The sequence below is a fragment of the Nocardioides sp. L-11A genome, from assembly GCA_029961745.1.
GTDB lineage: Bacteria > Actinomycetota > Actinomycetes > Propionibacteriales > Nocardioidaceae > Nocardioides.
This window is the reverse complement of record CP124680.1, coordinates 4279247-4296597: the sequence shown is the minus strand read 5'-3', so window position 1 is coordinate 4296597 and position 17351 is coordinate 4279247. Positions and strand designations below refer to the sequence as shown.

Annotated in this window: 14 protein-coding genes; 13 read left to right on the top strand and 1 reads right to left on the bottom strand. The window is 72.2% G+C overall.

Annotated elements, in window-relative coordinates:
* The first annotated feature begins 37 nt into the window (after window positions 1–37).
* From guaB to QJ852_20660, 4 genes are all read left to right on the top strand, one after another.
* Window positions 38–1540, top strand: coding sequence for an IMP dehydrogenase (guaB, locus tag QJ852_20675; protein WGX95557.1), 1503 nt, complete (start codon window positions 38–40; stop codon window positions 1538–1540).
* Between the two features lie 238 nt (window positions 1541–1778).
* The gene (locus QJ852_20670) at window positions 1779–2339 is read left to right on the top strand and encodes a Uma2 family endonuclease (GenBank protein ID WGX95556.1); all 561 of its coding nucleotides are present in this window, start codon (window positions 1779–1781) and stop codon (window positions 2337–2339) included.
* The gene (locus QJ852_20665; protein ID WGX95555.1) at window positions 2336–2836 is read left to right on the top strand and encodes a GNAT family N-acetyltransferase; all 501 of its coding nucleotides are present in this window, start codon (window positions 2336–2338) and stop codon (window positions 2834–2836) included. The genes QJ852_20670 and QJ852_20665 overlap by 4 nt, the downstream gene beginning before the upstream one ends.
* A gap of 26 nt (window positions 2837–2862) precedes the next feature.
* Window positions 2863–3969 (top strand): GuaB3 family IMP dehydrogenase-related protein, encoded by a 1107-nt coding sequence (locus QJ852_20660; protein WGX95554.1) that lies wholly within the window; start codon window positions 2863–2865, stop codon window positions 3967–3969.
* 102 nt (window positions 3970–4071) lie between these two features.
* Here QJ852_20660 and QJ852_20655 read toward each other — a convergent pair whose 3' ends face one another.
* Entirely contained in the window at window positions 4072–4644 is a 573-nt protein-coding gene (locus QJ852_20655) for a TetR-like C-terminal domain-containing protein (protein ID WGX95553.1), read from the bottom strand.
* A gap of 98 nt (window positions 4645–4742) precedes the next feature.
* On the opposite strand from QJ852_20655, the gene QJ852_20650 reads away from it, so the two are divergent.
* The 9 genes from QJ852_20650 (at window position 4743) to QJ852_20610 (ending at window position 17326) form a co-directional block, all read left to right on the top strand.
* On the top strand, window positions 4743–5900 hold the full coding sequence (locus QJ852_20650; protein WGX95552.1) for a phosphotransferase family protein: 1158 nt from the start codon (window positions 4743–4745) through the stop codon (window positions 5898–5900).
* The gene (locus tag QJ852_20645; protein ID WGX95551.1) at window positions 5897–7072 is read left to right on the top strand and encodes a hypothetical protein; all 1176 of its coding nucleotides are present in this window, start codon (window positions 5897–5899) and stop codon (window positions 7070–7072) included. The genes QJ852_20650 and QJ852_20645 overlap by 4 nt, the downstream gene beginning before the upstream one ends.
* Before the next feature lie 39 nt (window positions 7073–7111).
* Window positions 7112–8566: an aldehyde dehydrogenase gene (locus QJ852_20640; protein ID WGX95550.1), complete on the top strand. Its 1455-nt coding sequence runs from the start codon at window positions 7112–7114 to the stop codon at window positions 8564–8566.
* A gap of 89 nt (window positions 8567–8655) precedes the next feature.
* On the top strand, window positions 8656–10296 hold the full coding sequence (locus QJ852_20635; GenBank protein WGX95549.1) for a succinic semialdehyde dehydrogenase: 1641 nt from the start codon (window positions 8656–8658) through the stop codon (window positions 10294–10296).
* Window positions 10297–10402: 106 nt separating this feature from the next.
* Entirely contained in the window at window positions 10403–12118 is a 1716-nt protein-coding gene (locus QJ852_20630) for a GMC family oxidoreductase (protein WGX95548.1), read from the top strand.
* 992 nt (window positions 12119–13110) lie between these two features.
* On the top strand, window positions 13111–13533 hold the full coding sequence (locus tag QJ852_20625; protein WGX95547.1) for a hypothetical protein: 423 nt from the start codon (window positions 13111–13113) through the stop codon (window positions 13531–13533).
* A 107-nt stretch (window positions 13534–13640) separates the two neighbouring features.
* Window positions 13641–15224, top strand: coding sequence for a glutamine-hydrolyzing GMP synthase (guaA, locus tag QJ852_20620; GenBank protein ID WGX95546.1), 1584 nt, complete (start codon window positions 13641–13643; stop codon window positions 15222–15224).
* Window positions 15225–15344: 120 nt separating this feature from the next.
* Window positions 15345–16229 carry a DUF1295 domain-containing protein gene (locus QJ852_20615; GenBank protein ID WGX95545.1) on the top strand — a complete coding sequence of 295 codons (885 nt, stop codon included), beginning with the start codon at window positions 15345–15347 and terminating at the stop codon, window positions 16227–16229.
* Window positions 16226–17326 carry an FAD-dependent oxidoreductase gene (locus QJ852_20610; protein WGX95544.1) on the top strand — a complete coding sequence of 367 codons (1101 nt, stop codon included), beginning with the start codon at window positions 16226–16228 and terminating at the stop codon, window positions 17324–17326. The genes QJ852_20615 and QJ852_20610 overlap by 4 nt, the downstream gene beginning before the upstream one ends.
* Window positions 17327–17351 lie beyond the last annotated feature (25 nt).

Below are 17351 nucleotides of genomic sequence, written 5' to 3'. Positions count from 1 at the left end.
GCCGGGCGTGACCCCGATCACCGCCTAGACTGGTCGGGTGGAGGTCCCGGACAAGTTCGCCGCACTCGGTCTCACCTACGACGACGTCCTGCTGCTGCCCGGTCATTCCGACCTGGCGCCGGACGACATCGACACCACCTCGCGGCTGACCCGCGAGATCTCCCTGAGGTCGCCGCTGATCAGCGCCGCGATGGATACCGTGACCGAGTCGCGGATGGCGATCGCGATGGCCCGCCAGGGCGGCATCGGGATCCTGCACCGCAACCTCTCCGCCGAGGAGCAGGCCTACCAGGTCGACCTCGTCAAGCGGACCCAGACCGGGATCATCTCCAACCCGGTCACCATCGGCCCGGACGCGACGCTGGAGGAGCTCGACCGGATCTGCGGTGAGTACCGCGTCTCCGGCCTGCCCGTCGTCGACGCCGACAACCACCTGCTCGGCATCTGCACCAACCGCGACCTCCGGTTCACCCCCGTCGCGGAGTGGGCGACCACCAAGGTCGACGAGGTGATGACCCCGATGCCGCTGTTCACCGGCGAGGTCGGCATCAGCCGCGACGACGCCACCGCGCTGCTGCGCAAGCACAAGCGCGAGCGGCTGCCGCTCGTCGACGCCGAGGGCCGCCTCGGCGGGCTGATCACGGTCAAGGACTTCGTGAAGTCCGAGCAGTTCCCGCTCGCCTCCAAGGACGGCGACGGTCGCCTCATGGTCGGTGCCGCGATCGGCTACTTCGGCGACGCGTGGGAGCGGGCCACCGGCCTGATCGAGGCCGGTGTCGACGTCCTCGTCGCCGACACCGCCCACGGCCACGTCACCCTCCTGCTCGACATGGTCCGTCGGCTCAAGTCCGACCCCGCGACCAAGCACGTCCAGGTCATCGGCGGCAACGTCGCCACGCGTGAGGGCGCGCAGGCCTTCGTCGACGCCGGCGCCGACGCCGTCAAGGTCGGCTTCGGTCCCGGCTCCATCTGCACCACCCGCGTCGTCACGGGCTGCGGCGTCCCCCAGGTCACGGCCGTCTACGAGGCATCCCTCGCGGCCGGGCCGGCCGGCGTCCCCGTCATCGCCGACGGCGGCCTGCAGCAGTCCGGCGACATCGCCAAGGCCATCGTCGCCGGCGCCGAGTCCGTGATGATCGGCTCGATGCTCGCCGGCTGCGAGGAGTCGCCCGGCGAGGTCGTCTTCCACCAGGGCAAGCAGTACAAGGCCTACCGCGGCATGGGCTCGCTCGGCGCGATGTCCTCGCGCGGCAAGAAGTCCTACTCCAAGGACCGCTACTTCCAGGCCGAGGTCACCAGCGACGACAAGATCGTGCCCGAGGGCATCGAGGGCCGGGTCGCCTACAAGGGGCCGCTGGCCGGCGTCGCCCACCAACTGCTCGGTGGCCTGTCCCAGTCGATGTTCTACGTCGGCGCCCGGACCATCCCCGAGCTGCAGGAGAAGGGCCGGTTCGTCCGGATCACCTCCGCCTCGCTCAAGGAGAGTCACCCGCACGACATCGAGATGACCGTCGAGGCGCCCAACTACCACCGTTCTTGAGGGCGCGAGCGCGTCGTCTATCGAAGGCGGCGCGCAGACCCTTCGGGCCCACGCTTGCCTCCGATGCGCTGCGCGCGGGCGCGCCACGCTGCCGGCCACGCGGTCGGCTCGGGCGGGTGGCCGGGTTCGCGTGGCGGCAAGACTCCGGCGCCCTGTGACGAGCCGGGGCCAGTGTCGTCCGGCTGAGGTTCACTTCCTGATGACCTGCGCTCGGGTCCATCATGGAAGGAGAACCGATGTGTCCGTCGCAATCGCTGGAGATCACGTGGAGACCCTGCTGCGCGTCCCGATGTCGTACGAGGAGTACCTGCGTCTGCCGAGCCATCCGCGGCATGAGTGGGTGGATGGCCTCGTCGTGATGGCGCCCGCTCCGTCGGGCCCGCACCAGCAGGCAGCTCGGCGGCTTGCGAACCTGCTCGAGGAATCGCTGTCCGCCTGCTACGTCACTGAGGCCGCCGGTGTTCGGCTCCCGCGTGATCGCGAGCGGATTCCCGACGTACTCGTCTTCGCGACGGAGCCAGCTTCCTGGCCTGCGGAGCGAGCCCCCGTGGCCGTGGTGGAGGTGCTCTCGCCGTCGACGCGGGGCGAGGACCTGCTCCGCAAGGCGCCCGAGTACGCCGAGGCGGGGATCGCGCAGTACTGGGTCGTCGACATCGATGCTCGCATCATCGAGGTCCAGGTGAACGTGGAGGGTCGCTGGGAACTCCTGGCCACGGTCGACGGCGCACACCCGACCGCCGACGTCCCGGTCGGCGACCACGGCACGGTGCCGCTCGACCTGGCGGCCGTCCTGCGGTGACCGCCGCCATCCGCCCGTACGCCGACGCCGACTGGCCGGCGGTGGCGGCGATCATCGCCGAGGTGCTGGCGGCGGGGGAGACCTATGCGATGCCGGTGCTCGACGACGCCGGCGCACGCGACTTCTGGCTCGGCCAGCCGGGTGCTGTCGTGGTCGCCGAGGTCGACGGCGTCGTGGTCGGCACGGCGAAGATGGGCCCGAACCGGCCCGCCCAGGGCAGCCACATCGGCACCGCCTCCTTCATGGTCTCCAGTGCCGCACGAGGAGCGGGGGTGGGCCGGGCGCTCGGCGAGCACGTCGTCGCCTGGCACCGGTCCGAGGGCTTCGCCGGCATCCAGTTCAACGCCGTGGTGTCGACGAACACGGCGGCCGTGGCGCTGTGGCGCAGCCTGGGCTTCGAGGTGATCGGGACCGTGCCGGAAGCCTTCCGCCGGCCCGACGGAGGCCTCGCCGGACTGCACGTCATGTTCCTCGACCTCGCCGGCATGCGGCCCTGACGCCCGGCCCCGATATCCTCGTCGGCGTGAGCGACATCGAGATCGGCCGCGCCAAGCGGGCCCGGACGGCGTACTCCTTCGACGACATCGCGATCGTGCCGTCCCGGCGCACGCGTGACCCCGAGGAGGTCAGCGTCGACTGGCAGATCGACGCCTACCGGTTCTCCCTGCCGATCCTCGCGGCACCGATGGACTCGGTGATGTCACCGAAGACGGCCATCGACTTCGGTCGCTTCGGCGGCCTGGGCGTGCTCAACCTGGAGGGCCTCTGGACCCGGTACGACGACCCGCAGCCGCTCCTCGACGAGGTCGCCGGCCTGCAGGGGGTCGAGGCCACCCGCCGCCTGCAGGAGATCTACACCGAGCCGATCAAGGCCGAGCTGATCACCGAGCGGCTGCGCGAGATGCGCGACGCCGGCGTCACGGTGGCGGGCTCGCTGTCGCCGCAGCGCACCAAGGAGTTCGCCAAGACGGTGACCGACGCGGGCGTGGACCTGTTCGTGATCCGCGGCACTACCGTGTCCGCGGAGCACGTGTCCAGCCAGGCCGAGCCGCTGAATCTCAAGGAGTTCATCTACGAGCTCGACGTCCCCGTCATCGTCGGCGGCTGCGCCACCCACCAGGCCGCGCTGCACCTCATGCGCACCGGCGCGGCCGGCGTCCTCGTCGGCTTCGGTGGCGGAGCGGCCCATACGACGCGCACCGTGCTCGGCGTCGCCGTCCCGATGGCGAGTGCGGTGGCCGACGTCGCCGCGGCGCGCCGCGACTACCTCGACGAGTCGGGCGGCCGCTACGTCCACGTCATCGCCGACGGCTCGATCGGCACCTCGGGCGACCTGGCCAAGGCGATCGCCTGCGGCGCCGACGCGGTCATGGTCGGCTCGCCCTTCGCCCGCGCCACCGACGCGCCCGGCCGTGGCTTCCATTGGGGCGCCGAGGCGCACCACGCCGACCTGCCGCGCGGCCAGCGGGTGCAGTTCGACCAGATCGGCACCATCGAGGAGATCCTGTTCGGGCCCTCGCGGGTCGCCGACGGCACCATGAACCTCGTCGGTGCGCTCAAGCGCTCGATGGCGACCACGGGCTACACCGAGCTCAAGGAGTTCCAGCGGGTCGAGGTCGTCGCCCACTGATCGTCGCCGGCCAGGTCGGTCGTCGTACCCGGCATTCGGGTCGCGTCCCGGCCTGATCCGCGACCCGAATGCCGGGTGCGAGCGGGCTCCCGAAGGCCGGGGTCACGGCCGCAGGCTGCGGACCAACGTCGCCGTGAGCCGCTCCACCCACGCGTCGTCGAGTTGACCCGGCGTGAGCAGCACCCCCGAGATCACCGCGCCGATGATCAGCCGCAGCAGGTCGTCGGCGCGCGCGTCGCGGTGGGCCTCGCCGGCCTCGACGGCGGCGCGGAGCCGCTCGTCGAGCCGGCGGAAGACGCCTGCGAAGCGCTGGATCATCGCGGCGTGCAGGTCCGGCCAGGTCTGTACCTCGGCGAGGAGGCCGGGCAGGGCGGCGGCGGCCACCGGGTCGCAGAGCGCGTCGCGCGTGCCGCGCACGACGCCGGCAAGGTCGGTGGCCAGGTCGTCGCCGAGGTGCAGCTCGGCGGCGAGCTCGCCGGGGAACGCGGCCTCGTGGACGAGGTGGGGGAGCGCGGGCCAGCGCCGGTAGAGGGCCGGCTTGGTGGTGCCGGCGCGGGCGGCGACGGCGGCGACCGTGACGGCGGCGTACCCACCCTCGGCCAGCAGGGCGCGGACGGCGGCCAGGGCGGCCTGCTCGATCCGCGGGTCGCGCGGCCGGCCGGTTGTCGTCCCCATGCGGGCCTTCCCCTCTTTCGTTACCGAGGGTACCGTAACGGGCCATTGACAAGTTAGAACACGTTCTAACAGGCTGTGATCGCCCCCAGGAGGACCCCGTGACCCAGTCCCCGTTGCCCGCGGACATCGCCGAGATGACCCTGCAGCGCTCGAGCCGCGACCAGAGTGCCGTGCACGACCGGCTCGAGGAGTGGCTCACCGGCGTGCTGCCCGACGGCGCCGCGCCCGAGGTGACCCTCCACGAGGGCGTCCAGACCAACGGCATGTCGAGCGAGACGGTCCTGCTCGCGATCACCACCACCGAGGACGGCGCGCGCGTCACCCGTGAGTATGTCGCCCGGGTGGCCCCGGCAGCGAGCGACCTGCCGGTCTTCGCGGAGTACCGCCTCACCGACCAGTACGACGCGATGCGCCTCGCCGGCGAGTTGGCCGGCGTCCCCGTGCCCACGGTCGGCCTCAACGAGCCGACCGGGGACGTGCTCGGCACCCCGTTCTTCCTGATGGACCGCCTCGACGGCGCGGTCCCGCCCGACGTGCTGCCCTACCCGTTCGGCGACAACTGGCTCTACGACGCCTCGCCCGAGCAGCAGGAGCGGCTCCAGCGCAGCACCGTCGACGTCCTGGCCCGGCTGCACGCCATCCCCGACGCCGCGACGACCTTCGGCTTCCTCGACCCCGCGGTCACCGGGCACGAGGGGGCGAGCCCGCTGGCGCGCAACCTCGCCAAGACCCGGGCCTGGTACGACTACGCGATCACCACCGCGGAGGCGAGCCCGCGCTCGCCGCTCATCGAGCGCGGCCTGGCCTGGCTCGAGGCACACCTGCCCGCCGAGGAGGGCGAGCCGGTGCTCGTCTGGGGCGACGCGCGGATCGGCAACATGATGTACCGCGACTTCGAGCCGGTCGCCGTCCTCGACTGGGAGATGGCCACCCTCGGGCCGCGCGAGATGGACCTCGCCTGGCTGGTCTTCGCCCACCAGGTCTTCCAGGAGATCGCGACCATGCTCGGCCTGCCGGGCATGCCGGAGTTCCTGGCGCCCGACGACGTCGTGGCGACGTACCGCGAGCTGACGGGTGTGGAGACCGGCGACCTCACCTGGTACCTGCTGCACGCCGCGGTCAACTGGGGCTGCGTCTTCCTGCGCACCAGCGCCCGGCAGATCCACTTCGGCGAGATCGAGCGCCCCGACGACCCCGAGTCCGTCTTCCACCACCGCCCGCTCCTGGAGCGGCTCCTCGAGGAGGTCGGCGCATGAGCACCCGTCACGACCACGGCCTGCACGGCGAGTACCACGGCCTCGGCCCGCTCGACGAGTACCCCATCCACCAGCTCCCGCGGCCGGTCGCGTGGGCCGGCAGCAGCGACCGGAACTTCTACGATCGCTGCTACCTCAACGCCCACGACCGCACCGGCGAGCTGTTCCTCATCACCGGGCTCGGCTTCTACCCCAACCTCGGCACCAAGGACGCCTTCGTGCTGCTCCGCCGCGGCGACGAGCAGACCGCCGTCCACCTCAGCGACGCCGCCGACCCGCGCGGCGCCGACCGGATGGCCCAGCAGGTGGGCGGCTACCGGGTCGAGATCATCGAGCCGCTGCACAAGCTGCGCCTGGTGCTCGAGGAGACCGAGGGCGTCGCGTTGGACCTGACCTGGGAGGGCTCGTTCCCCGTCGTCCAGGAGCTGCCGCACGTGATGCGCCAGGGCAGCGGTACGACGCTCGACGCGCAGCGCTTCGCCCAGCTCGGCACCTGGGAGGGCGTGCTCAGCGTCGACGGCACCGACATCGCGGTCACGCCCGACCGCTGGCTCGGCAGCCGCGACCGCTCGTGGGGCATCCGCCCGGTCGGCGAGGCCGCGCCCGCCGGCAAGCCGGCCGACCCGGCGTTCGAGGGGATGTGGTGGCTCTACGTGCCGCTGCGCTTCGAGGAGTTCTGCGTCGTCCTCATCATCCAGGAGACGCCCGACGGCTTCCGCACGCTCAACGACTGCACCCGGATCTGGAAGGACGGCCGGGTCGAGCAGCTCGGCTGGCCGCGCGTCGAGATCCGCTACACCTCGGGCACCCGGGTGCCCACCGGCGCGACCATCGTGTGCACCACGCCGGAGGGCAGGGAGCTCGTGCTCGAGGTCGCCTCGAAGCTGCCCGCGCCGATCCACGTCGGCGGTGGCTACGGCGGCGACTCCGACTGGACCCACGGCATGTGGAAGGGCCCGGCGTTCACCGAGCGGCTCACCTACGACATGAACGACCCCGCCGTCGCCGGACGGGTGATGTTCGGCGTGATCGACCACGTCGGCCAGGCCACGATCCACGGCCCGGGGGCTGGCGTACCGGAGGGCTCCGAGGGTTGGGGCCTGTTCGAGCACGGCGCCCTCGGCCGGCACGACCCCAGCGGCTTCGCCGACTGGTTCACGCTCGCCCCCTGATCCGTCCCGACCCGCACCACCTCGACTAGGAGCACCTCCATGACCCTCGACCGCGACGCCCTCTTCATCGGCGGCACCTGGGCCACGCCCGCCACCGACGCCGTGCTGGAGGTGGTCTCGCCGCACTCCGAGGAGGTCGTCGCACGCGTCCCCGAGGGCAGAGAAGCCGACATCGACGCCGCGGTCGCCGCCGCGCGCCGGGCGTTCGACGAGGGGCCGTGGCCGCGGATGAGCCCGGCCGAGCGGATCGAGATCGTGCAGAACCTCTCGGGCCTGTACGCCGCCAAGCTGGACGAGATGGCGACGATCATCTCCACCGAGATGGGCTCCCCGATCTCGTTCAGCTCGCTGGCCCAGGCCCCGGCGCCCTGGATGCAGATCGAGGCGTTCCTGGGCATCGCGCGGGAGTTCGCGTGGGAGTCGACCCGGCCCGGCGCGCTCGGCGCCGACGTCGTGGTCCGGCACGAGCCGGTGGGCGTCGTCGCGGCGATCCCGCCGTGGAACGTCCCGCAGTTCACGATCCTGTCCAAGGTGGTCCCGGCGCTGCTCGCCGGGTGCACCGTGGTCGTGAAGCCGGCGCCGGAGACCCCGCTCGACGGCTACCTGCTCGCCGAGCTCCTGATCGAGGCCGGCGTCCCCGAGGGCGTCGTCTCGATCGTCGCCGGTGGCCGCGAGGTGGGGGAGCACCTGGTGCGCCACCCCGGTGTCGACAAGGTCGCCTTCACCGGCTCGACCGCCGCCGGCCGCACGATCGGCGCGATCTGCGGCGAGCAGCTCAAGCGGGTCTCGCTCGAGCTCGGCGGCAAGTCGGCCGCGATCATCCTCGACGACGCCGACGAGGCCACCGCGATCGAGGGCCTGAAGTTCCTCGGCGTGATGAACTCCGGCCAGGCCTGCGTCGCCCAGACCCGGGTCCTCGTCTCGCGCGAGCGGCACGACGCCTTCGCGGCCTCCCTGGCGGCGGCGATCGGTGCGATGAAGGTCGGTGACCCGCTCGACCCGGCGACCGAGATCGGGCCGATGGTCGCGCGGCGTCAGCAGGAGCGGGTGGCGTCGTACATCCGGATCGGGCAGGAGGAGGGCGCGCAGCTGCTCGCCGGCGGCGAGGGCCGTCCCGACGGCCTCGACCGCGGCTGGTACGTCCGCCCCACCGTCTTCGCCGGCGTCGACAACAAGATGCGGATCGCCCAGGAGGAGATCTTCGGCCCGGTCCTGTCGGTCATCGCCTACGACGACGTCGCGGACGCGATCCGGATCGCCAACGACTCCGAGTACGGCCTGGCCGGCACGGTGTGGACCGCGGACCAGGAGGTCGGGCTCGAGGTCGCCCGCGGGGTGCGCACCGGCACCTACGGCGTCAACACCTACACGATGGACTTCGCGGCGCCGTTCGGCGGCTTCAAGGCGTCCGGCCTCGGCCGGGAGTTCGGGCCCGAGGGGCTGGCGCAGTACACGGAGCTGAAGTCGGTGTATCTGTCGGCGCCGCCGATGTGAGTGCCTTGACATCAAGAGGAGATGTGTAAAGCCACACATCTGTTACCGATCGGTAGCCGCGGGTGACCCCGCTCACCTACCCTCGTCACATGAGCGAAGCGATCTCCGGTTCCGGCGCGTCCTCCGAAGGGTCGGGCGGACAGTCCGTCGAGGGGCCGCACGACCCCGAGCACGACCCGCGCGCGTCGTACGCCCTGGAGCCGGAGCACGTCGCCCGGCTCACCGACCGGGTCCTCGCGACGACGGGGCGCACCGTCCAGGTGCACTCGCCGGTCAACGCCGCGCCGGTGGCCAACATCCCGCAGTCGAGCACCGACGACGTCGCCGAGGCGTTCCGCCGAGCGCGGGTCGCCCAGGCGGCGTGGGCGCGGGTCTCGATCGACGAGCGTGCCCGGATCCTGCACCGGCTGCACGACCTCGTGCTCGACCGGCAGGACGAGATCATGGACCTGATCCAGCTCGAGTCCGGCAAGGCGCGCAAGCACGCCTTCGACGAGCCGCTGCACATCGCGCTCACCGCCCGCTACTACGCCCGCACCGCGCACCGGCACCTCGACACCCAGCGCCGCCCGGGCGTCGTCCCGGTGCTCACCAGGGTCGAGCTCAACCGGGTCCCCAAGGGCGTCGTCGGCATCATCTCGCCGTGGAACTACCCGTTCACGATGGCGCTCTGCGACGGGCTCCCGGCCCTGCTCGCCGGCAACGCGGTGGTCGCCAAGCCGGACGCGCAGACCATGCTGTCCGCCCTGCTCGGCGCGCAGCTGCTGGAGGAGGCCGGCTTCCCGCGTGACCTCTGGCAGGTCGTCGCCGGCCCCGGCCGCGAGCTCGGCACGCCGATCATCGAGCGCGCCGACTACATCTGCTTCACCGGGTCGACTGCGACCGGCAAGATCATCGCGCGGCAGGCGGCCGAGCGGCTGATCGGCTGCTCGCTGGAGCTCGGCGGCAAGAACCCGATCCTGGTCCTGCGCGACGCCGACATCGAGCGCGCCGCCGAGGGGGCCGTGCGCGCCTGCTTCTCCAACGCCGGTCAGCTGTGCGTCTCGACCGAGCGGATGTTCGTCGCCGACGCCGTCTACGACAGGTTCGTCGAGCGCTTCGTGGCGCGCACCAAGGCGATGAGCCTCGGCGCGACGATGGACTGGGACGCCGACATGGGCACCCTGATCTCGGCCGACCAGCTCGAGACCGTCACCGCCCACGTCGACGACGCGGTCGCCAAGGGGGCCCGGGTGCTCGCCGGCGGCCAGGCGCGACCCGACCTGGCGCCGTACTACTACGAGCCGACCATCCTCGACGGCGTCACGCCGGAGATGACCTGCTTCGGCAACGAGACCTTCGGCCCGGTGGTGTCGATCTACCGGTTCCACGACGAGGCCGACGCGATCGCCCGCGCCAACGACGGCGAGTACGGCCTCAACGGCTCGGTCTACACCCGCGACACCGCCCGCGGCCGCGCGATCGCCCGCCAGATCAAGTGCGGCACGGTCAACGTCAACGAGGCCTTCGGCGCCACCTTCGCCAGCATCGACGCCCCGATGGGCGGCATGCGCGAGTCCGGCATGGGGCGGCGCCAGGGCGGCGAGGGGATCCACCGCTACACCGAGACCCAGTCGGTCGCCACCCAGCGGCTGATCCGGTTCGGTCCGATGCTCGGCATGTCCGACGAGGGCTACGCGAAGTTCATGACCGCCTCGCTGCGCCTGATGGACAAGCTGGGCCGGGCATGAGCGAGCGAAGCGAGCGAGTCGTTCCAGCATCAGGAGCGCCGACGCGGGCGCAGCGCAGGGCGCGGAGCCTGCGGAGCAACCGGAGCGAGCACCGCGAGGCAAGCGCATGAGCGACTTCGACTACGACGTCCTCGTCATCGGGTCGGGCTTCGGCGGCTCGGTCACCGCGCTGCGGCTGACCGAGAAGGGCTACCGGGTCGGCGTACTGGAGGCCGGCGCGCGGTTCACCGACGCCGACTTCGCCGACAACTCCTGGGATCTCAGGAAGTACCTCTACGCCCCGTCCGCCGGTTGCTACGGCATCCAGCGCATCGACATGGTCAAGGACTGCCTGATCCTCGCCGGTGCGGGCGTCGGCGGCGGATCGCTGGTCTACGCCAACACCCTCTACGAGCCGCTCGAGCCGTTCTACCGCGATCCGTCCTGGGCCCACATCACCGACTGGAAGGCCGAGCTCGCGCCGTACTACGACCAGGCCAAGCGGATGCTGGGCGTCGTCGAGTACCCGCGGATGACGCCGTCCGACGAGGTGATGAAGAAGGTCGCCGAGGAGATGGGCGTCGGTGACTCCTTCCACCCCACCCCCGTGGGGGTCTTCTTCGGCGGCCCGGAGCAGGCGCCGGGCGCGCCGGTCGCCGACCCCTACTTCGGCGGCGTCGGCCCGACCCGCAACGCCTGCCTCGACTGCGGCGAGTGCATGACCGGCTGCCGGCACAACGCCAAGAACACCCTGGTCAAGAACTACCTCTTCCTCGCTGAGCAGAACGGCGCCGAGGTGCATCCGCTCACCACGGTGACCCGGGTGCGGCCGCTGGCCGGGGGCGGCTACCGCGTCGACACCCGCTGGACGAAGGCGAAGCTGTCGCGTCGTACCGCGACGAAGACGTTCACCGCGGAGCAGGTCGTCTTCTCCGCCGCCGCGCTCGGAACGCAGAAGCTGCTCCACCGGCTCAAGTCGACCGGCGACCTCCCGCACGTCTCCGACCGGCTCGGCCACCTGACCCGGACCAACTCCGAGTCGATCCTCGGCGCGATCGCGCCGCAGGGCGCCGACGTCGACTACACCGAGGGCGTGGCGATCACCTCCTCGTGGCACCCCGACGAGCACACCCACATCGAGCCGGTGCGCTACGGCAAGGGCAGCAACGCGATGTCGCTCATGCAGACCGTGCTCACCGACGGCGACGGGCCCGACCCGCGCTGGAAGGTGTGGCTCAAGGAGCTGTGGAAGGAGAGGTCCCGGGTCCGCGACCTCTACGACGTCAAGCACTGGTCCGAGCGGGTGGTCATCGCCCTGGTCATGCAGTCGGTCGACAACTCGATCACCACCTTCCCCAAGCGGGTCGCGGGGAAGTGGATCCTGTCCTCGAAGCAGGGCCACGGCGAGCCGAACCCGACCTGGATCCCGGCCGCCAACGACGCCGTCCGCCGGATGGCGGCGGCGATGGGCGGCGGCACCGCCGGTGGCACCATCGGCGAGCCGTTCAACCGGCCGCTGACCGCCCACTTCATCGGCGGTTGCACCATCGGCGACAGCCCCGCCACGGGCGTGGTCGACGGTTACCAGCGGGTCTTCGGGCACCCTGGCCTGCACATCGTCGACGGCTCCACGATCTCGGCCAACCTGGGCGTGAACCCGTCGCTGACGATCACCGCGCAGGCTGAGCGGGCGATGGCCTACTGGCCCAACCGGGGCGAGTCCGACACCCGCCCGCCGCTGGGGGAGGCCTACCGCCAGATCGAGCCGGTCGCGCCTCAGGCGCCGGTCGTCCCCGCCGAGGCTCCCGCGGCCCTGCGGCTGCCGATCGTCGGAGTGAGCTGAGCGACGGGTGTGGCTGACGGGGCGCGCCACCCGGCCCCGGTGGCGGCCCAGAATATTTCGGCGAAGTTGTCCGAAGCCGGCGTAACCCGCCCATCGGGGGGTCGTTGAACGAAGCGAGCCCGGGTATTCACGCTCCCTCCCGAAGTCCGGGCTCGGTCCAGGCACTGTCCATCAGCTGCGTGGACAATCAGGGCCCGGCCACCCTCCCTCCCCGGCCGGGCCCTGGTGCGTTTTCGCCGGGCGCCTCCTTCTCGTCGTACCCGGCATTCGGGTCGTCATCGGTCCGCTCTCGCGACCCGAATGCCGGGTACGACGCAGCGGACAGGGGGTCTGTGGAGAGCGGGCCCCGGGAGTCGGCCCGGCGGCGCATGCTGCGGTGATGTTCCCGCACCCCGTGACCCGCCCCGGAGTCGTTCTGCCGTCCCACGTCGACCCCTCCGGACGGACCGGGCCGACGCCGGGGCAGGCCCGCGGTCCAGGCTGGCGACGGGTCGCGCCCGGATGGTGTGTCCCCGCGGCGTGCGACGGGGGAGTCCTCGACCAGCGCGTGGTCGAGGCGCTCGCGGGGCTGCCGGCCGATGCGGCCCTCACCGGATGGGCGGCGCTCGGGTGGCGCGGCGCCCGGTGGTTCCGGGGCGTGGCGGCCGACGGTCGCAGCAGGCTGGACGTGCCGATCGCGCTCGCCACCCGCGGGGTCCGTCCTCGGCAGGGCGTGGGGCTGACCGAGGACTGGCTGTTCGAGGCCGATGTCGAGCCGGTCGACGGGCTGCCGGTCACCCGGGTCGAGCGGGCGGTGGCGTTCGAGGCGTGCCGCGCGTCGAACCTCCCCGCCGCGGTGCGGGTGATCGACATGGCCTGCGCGGACGACCTCACCGACCTGGCCCCGGCTGACGCGGTACGCCGGTGGGCTGGTCGGGCGCCCGGGCATCGTGAGGTTCCGGGATGCTCTCGGCCTCGCCGACGAGAACGCCTGGTCGCCGCAGGAGGTCGTGATGAGGATCCTCTGGATCGAACGGCACCCCGTCCGGCTGCTGACCAACAGACCGCTGTTCGATGTCGCGGGACGTCACGTGCTGACCCCCGACCTGATCGACCCGGTCGCCGGCGTGGTGGGCGAGTACGACGGGGCGATCCATCTCGACGACCGGCACCGCCGCATCGACCTGGAGCGCGACTCCCTGTGTCGCGACCTCGGCCTCGAGGTGGTGACGATGATGTCGTCGCGTCACGACGACGTCAGTCGCTTCGAGCGGCGCCTCGACGCGGCGTACCGACGGCAGGCCGGGCGTCCCGACCTGCCGCGCCCCTGGACCCTGGCCCAGCCCGACTGGTGGGTCGACACCTCGACCGTCGCCCGCCGCCGGTCCCTGGACGAGGACCAGCGCCGGATCTGGCTGCGCCGACTGGCCGGGTGATCCCGTCGTACCCGGCAAACCGGTCGTCGATCCGCCGTGCCGGCGACCCGGATGCCGGGTACGACGCGGGTTCGGGACCACAGGCACCCCGCCGATACGATTCGGCCATGACGGCCGAGGAGACGCAGCCCGAGCACGACCTGGTCCTGGTGGTGGACTTCGGCGCCCAGTACGCGCAGTTGATCGCCCGCCGGGTGCGCGAGGCGCGGGTCTACTCCGAGATCGTCCCGCACACGATGCCGGTGGCCGAGATGGTGGCCCGGAACCCGAGGGCGATCATCCTCTCCGGCGGCCCCTCGTCGGTCTACGAGGAGGGCGCGCCGACGATCGACCCGGCCCTCTTCTCGTCCGGGCCTGCCGTGTTCGGCATGTGCTACGGCTTCCAGCTCATGGCGCGCGGCCTCGGCGGCACCGTCTCGGCGACCGGCGCCCGCGAGTACGGCCGGACCCGGGTGACCACCAGCCTCCCGGGCACGCTGCTCGCCGGCCTTCCCGCCGAGCACAACGCCTGGATGTCCCACGGCGACTCGGTGACCGCGGCACCCGAGGGCTTCGCCGTCCTCGCCTCCACCGACGTCACGCCCGTCGCGGCCTTCGAGGACGTCGACCGCGGCCTGGCCGGCGTCCAGTGGCACCCCGAGGTGCTGCACTCCGAGCACGGCCAGAAGATCCTCGAGCACTTCCTCTGGGACATCGCCGGCTGCCGCCAGACCTGGACCATCGGCAATATCGCCGAGGAGCAGATCGCCCGGATCCGTGAGCAGATCGGGCCCGACGGCCGCGCCATCTGCGGCCTGTCCGGCGGCGTCGACTCCGCCGTCGCCGCCGCCATCGTGCAGAAGGCGATCGGCGACCGGCTCACCTGCGTGTACGTCGACCACGGCCTCATGCGCAAGGGCGAGACCGAGCAGATCGAGCGCGACTTCGTGGCCGCGACGGGCGCCAAGCTGGTCATCGTCGATGCCGAGAAGCAGTTCCTCGACGCCCTCGCCGGCGTCAGCGAGCCGGAGGCCAAGCGGAAGATCATCGGCCGCGAGTTCATCCGCGCCTTCGAGGGCGCCGAGCTCGATGTGATCAAGGGCGCCCCCGAAGGGACCAAGGTCGGCTTCCTGGTCCAGGGCACGCTCTACCCCGACATCGTCGAGTCCGGCCATGGCGCCGGCACCTCGACCATCAAGTCCCACCACAACGTCGGCGGCCTGCCCGAGGACCTCGAGTTCGAGCTCGTCGAGCCGCTGCGCGAGCTCTTCAAGGACGAGGTCCGCGCGGTCGGCGCCCAGCTCGGCCTGCCCAGCGTCATCGTCCAGCGCCAACCCTTCCCGGGCCCCGGCCTCGGCATCCGGATCATCGGTGAGGTCACCCGCGAGCGCCTCGACCTGCTCCGCGAGGCCGACGCGATCGCCCGCGAGGAGATGACCGCCGCCGGCCTCGACGGCGACATCTGGCAGATGCCCGTCGTGCTGCTCGCCGACGTCCGCTCGGTCGGCGTCCAGGGCGACGGCCGCACCTACGGCCACCCGATCGTGCTGCGCCCGGTCACCTCCGAGGACGCCATGACCGCCGACTGGGCCCGGCTGCCCTACGAGGTGCTGGAGAGGATCTCGACCCGGATCACCAACGAGGTGGCCGAGGTCAACCGGGTCACCGTCGACATCACGTCGAAGCCCCCGGGCACCATCGAGTGGGAGTAGTCCACGCGGGCTGATCGGCCCGAGAGGGACGGCCGCCGACGCTGGTGGTCCGTGTCGCATCGGGCATCGCGGGCTCGGATCCACCGCCGAACTAGAACACGTTCTTGTATCCTGCTTCCTGTGAGCAGGACTGCGTCGCTGACCCGCGTGGCCCTGGCCTATGTCGTCGCGTTCGGCGTCGCGACGGCGTGGCTGCTGTGGGGGCCTGACACCCGCTGGCTGTGGCTCGACGGGCTGATCGCCGACGTCCTGGCCACCCTCGTGGTGTTCGCCGCCAGCCGGCTGCACCGCAACTCCAGCTTCTACGACGCGTACTGGAGCGTGCTGCCGCCGTACCTCGCCGGCTATTGGTGGTGGGCCGCCGATGTCACCCGCGACGACCCACGGGCCTGGCTGGTGCTCGGCGTGATCGTGGTGTGGGCGGTGCGGCTGACCGCCAACTGGGTGCGCTCCTTCCCCGGCCTGCACCACGAGGACTGGCGCTATCCGTTGGTGCGGGAGCGGGCCGGCCGCTTCGAGCTGCTGGCCGACCTGGTCGGCATCCACCTGGTGCCGACGATCCAGGTCTTCCTCGGCCTGGTCCCGGCCTATGCCGTGCTCGCCCGTCCGGGCCGGGACCTCGGCTGGCTCGACGGGGTCGCCCTGGCGGTCGGCCTCGGGGCGGTGGTCCTGGCGCTCGTCGCCGATGCCCAGATGCGCGGCTTCCTCGAGGATCGCATCCCCGGCCAGGTCATGGACCGGGGTCTGTGGGCCTGGTCCCGCCACCCCAATTACCTCGGCGAGATCGGCTTCTGGTGGAGCCTGGCACTGTTCGGCATCGCCGCCGCGCCGGGGGACTGGTGGTGGCTGTGCGTCGGCGGCGTCGGCATGGTCGCGATGTTCCTCGGCGCGAGCATCCCGATGATGGAGCGGCGCAGTCTCGAGCGGCGGCCGGCGTACCAGGAGGTCGTCGAGCGGGTGCCGATGCTGGTCCCGCGCCCGCCCCGTCGGGTCCGGGCGACGTGAGCCGGCCCCGCGTCGTCGTCGCGGGTCTCGGCGACAGCGGGCTGCTGACCGCGATCCATCTCGCCCGGGCCGCGGTCGACGTCGTGGGGATCTCCAGCAAGCCCGGGCTCGTGAGCGGTCAGGAGCTCGGGCTGCGCCTGGCTCGTCCCGAGGCGTGGGCCCGGGACTATCGGATCGGCTTCGACCGGTTCCGCCGCCTCGACGGCGCCGAGGTCGTCCACGGTGAGTTGACCGGCCTCGACCCGGTGGCGCGGACCGTTGCGGTCGGCGACCGGCGGATCGGCTACGACGTACTGGTGATCGCCACCGGCGTGAGCAACGGGTTCTGGCGCCGGCCCGGCTTCCAGAGCGAGGCCGACGTCAGTGCCGCCGTCGAGCAGGCGCACCGGCGGCTCGCGGCCGCGGCGGCCGTGCTCGTGGTCGGCGGCGGCGCCGCGGCGGTCAGCACGGCGCTCCAGGCCGCGACCCGGTGGCCCGGTACGACGGTGCGGCTGGCCTTCCCCGGTGAGCGGGCCCTGCCACGGCACCATCCCCGGGTGTGGGACGTCGTGCGCCGACGGCTCGACGCCGCGGGCGTCGAACTGCTGCCGGGACACCGGGCCGACGTGCCGGTGGGCTTCGCCGCCGACGAGATCACGTCGGGCCCGGTGGCCTGGGCCACCGGCCAGGCGGCGACGCCTGCCGACGCGGTCGTGTGGGCGATCGGCCGGGTGCGGCCGAACACGGCGTGGCTACCGGCCGGTCTGCTCGACGAGGACGGCTTCGTCCGGGTCGAGCCGACGCTGCGGGTGCCGGGAGCGCCGGGGGCGTTCGCGGTCGGCGACGTCGCCGCCACCGACCCCCTCCGTTCGTCGGCTCGCAACCGGGCCGACAAGCTGCTGGCCGCCAACATCCGGGCCCACCTCGCCGGGCGCTCCCTGCGGGCCTTCCAGCCACCGCGGCGGCGCTGGGGCTCGGTGCTCGGTCCCGAGACGGACGGGTTGCGCGTGTTCGCGCCGTCGGGTCACCCGTTCCGGATCCCGGCGTGGTCCGTCCACCGGGTGCTCCAGCCGTGGGTCGTACGTCGCGGCATCTACCGCGGGGTGCGGCTGCCCTGAGCATGCGCTGAGCCCGGACCAGGGC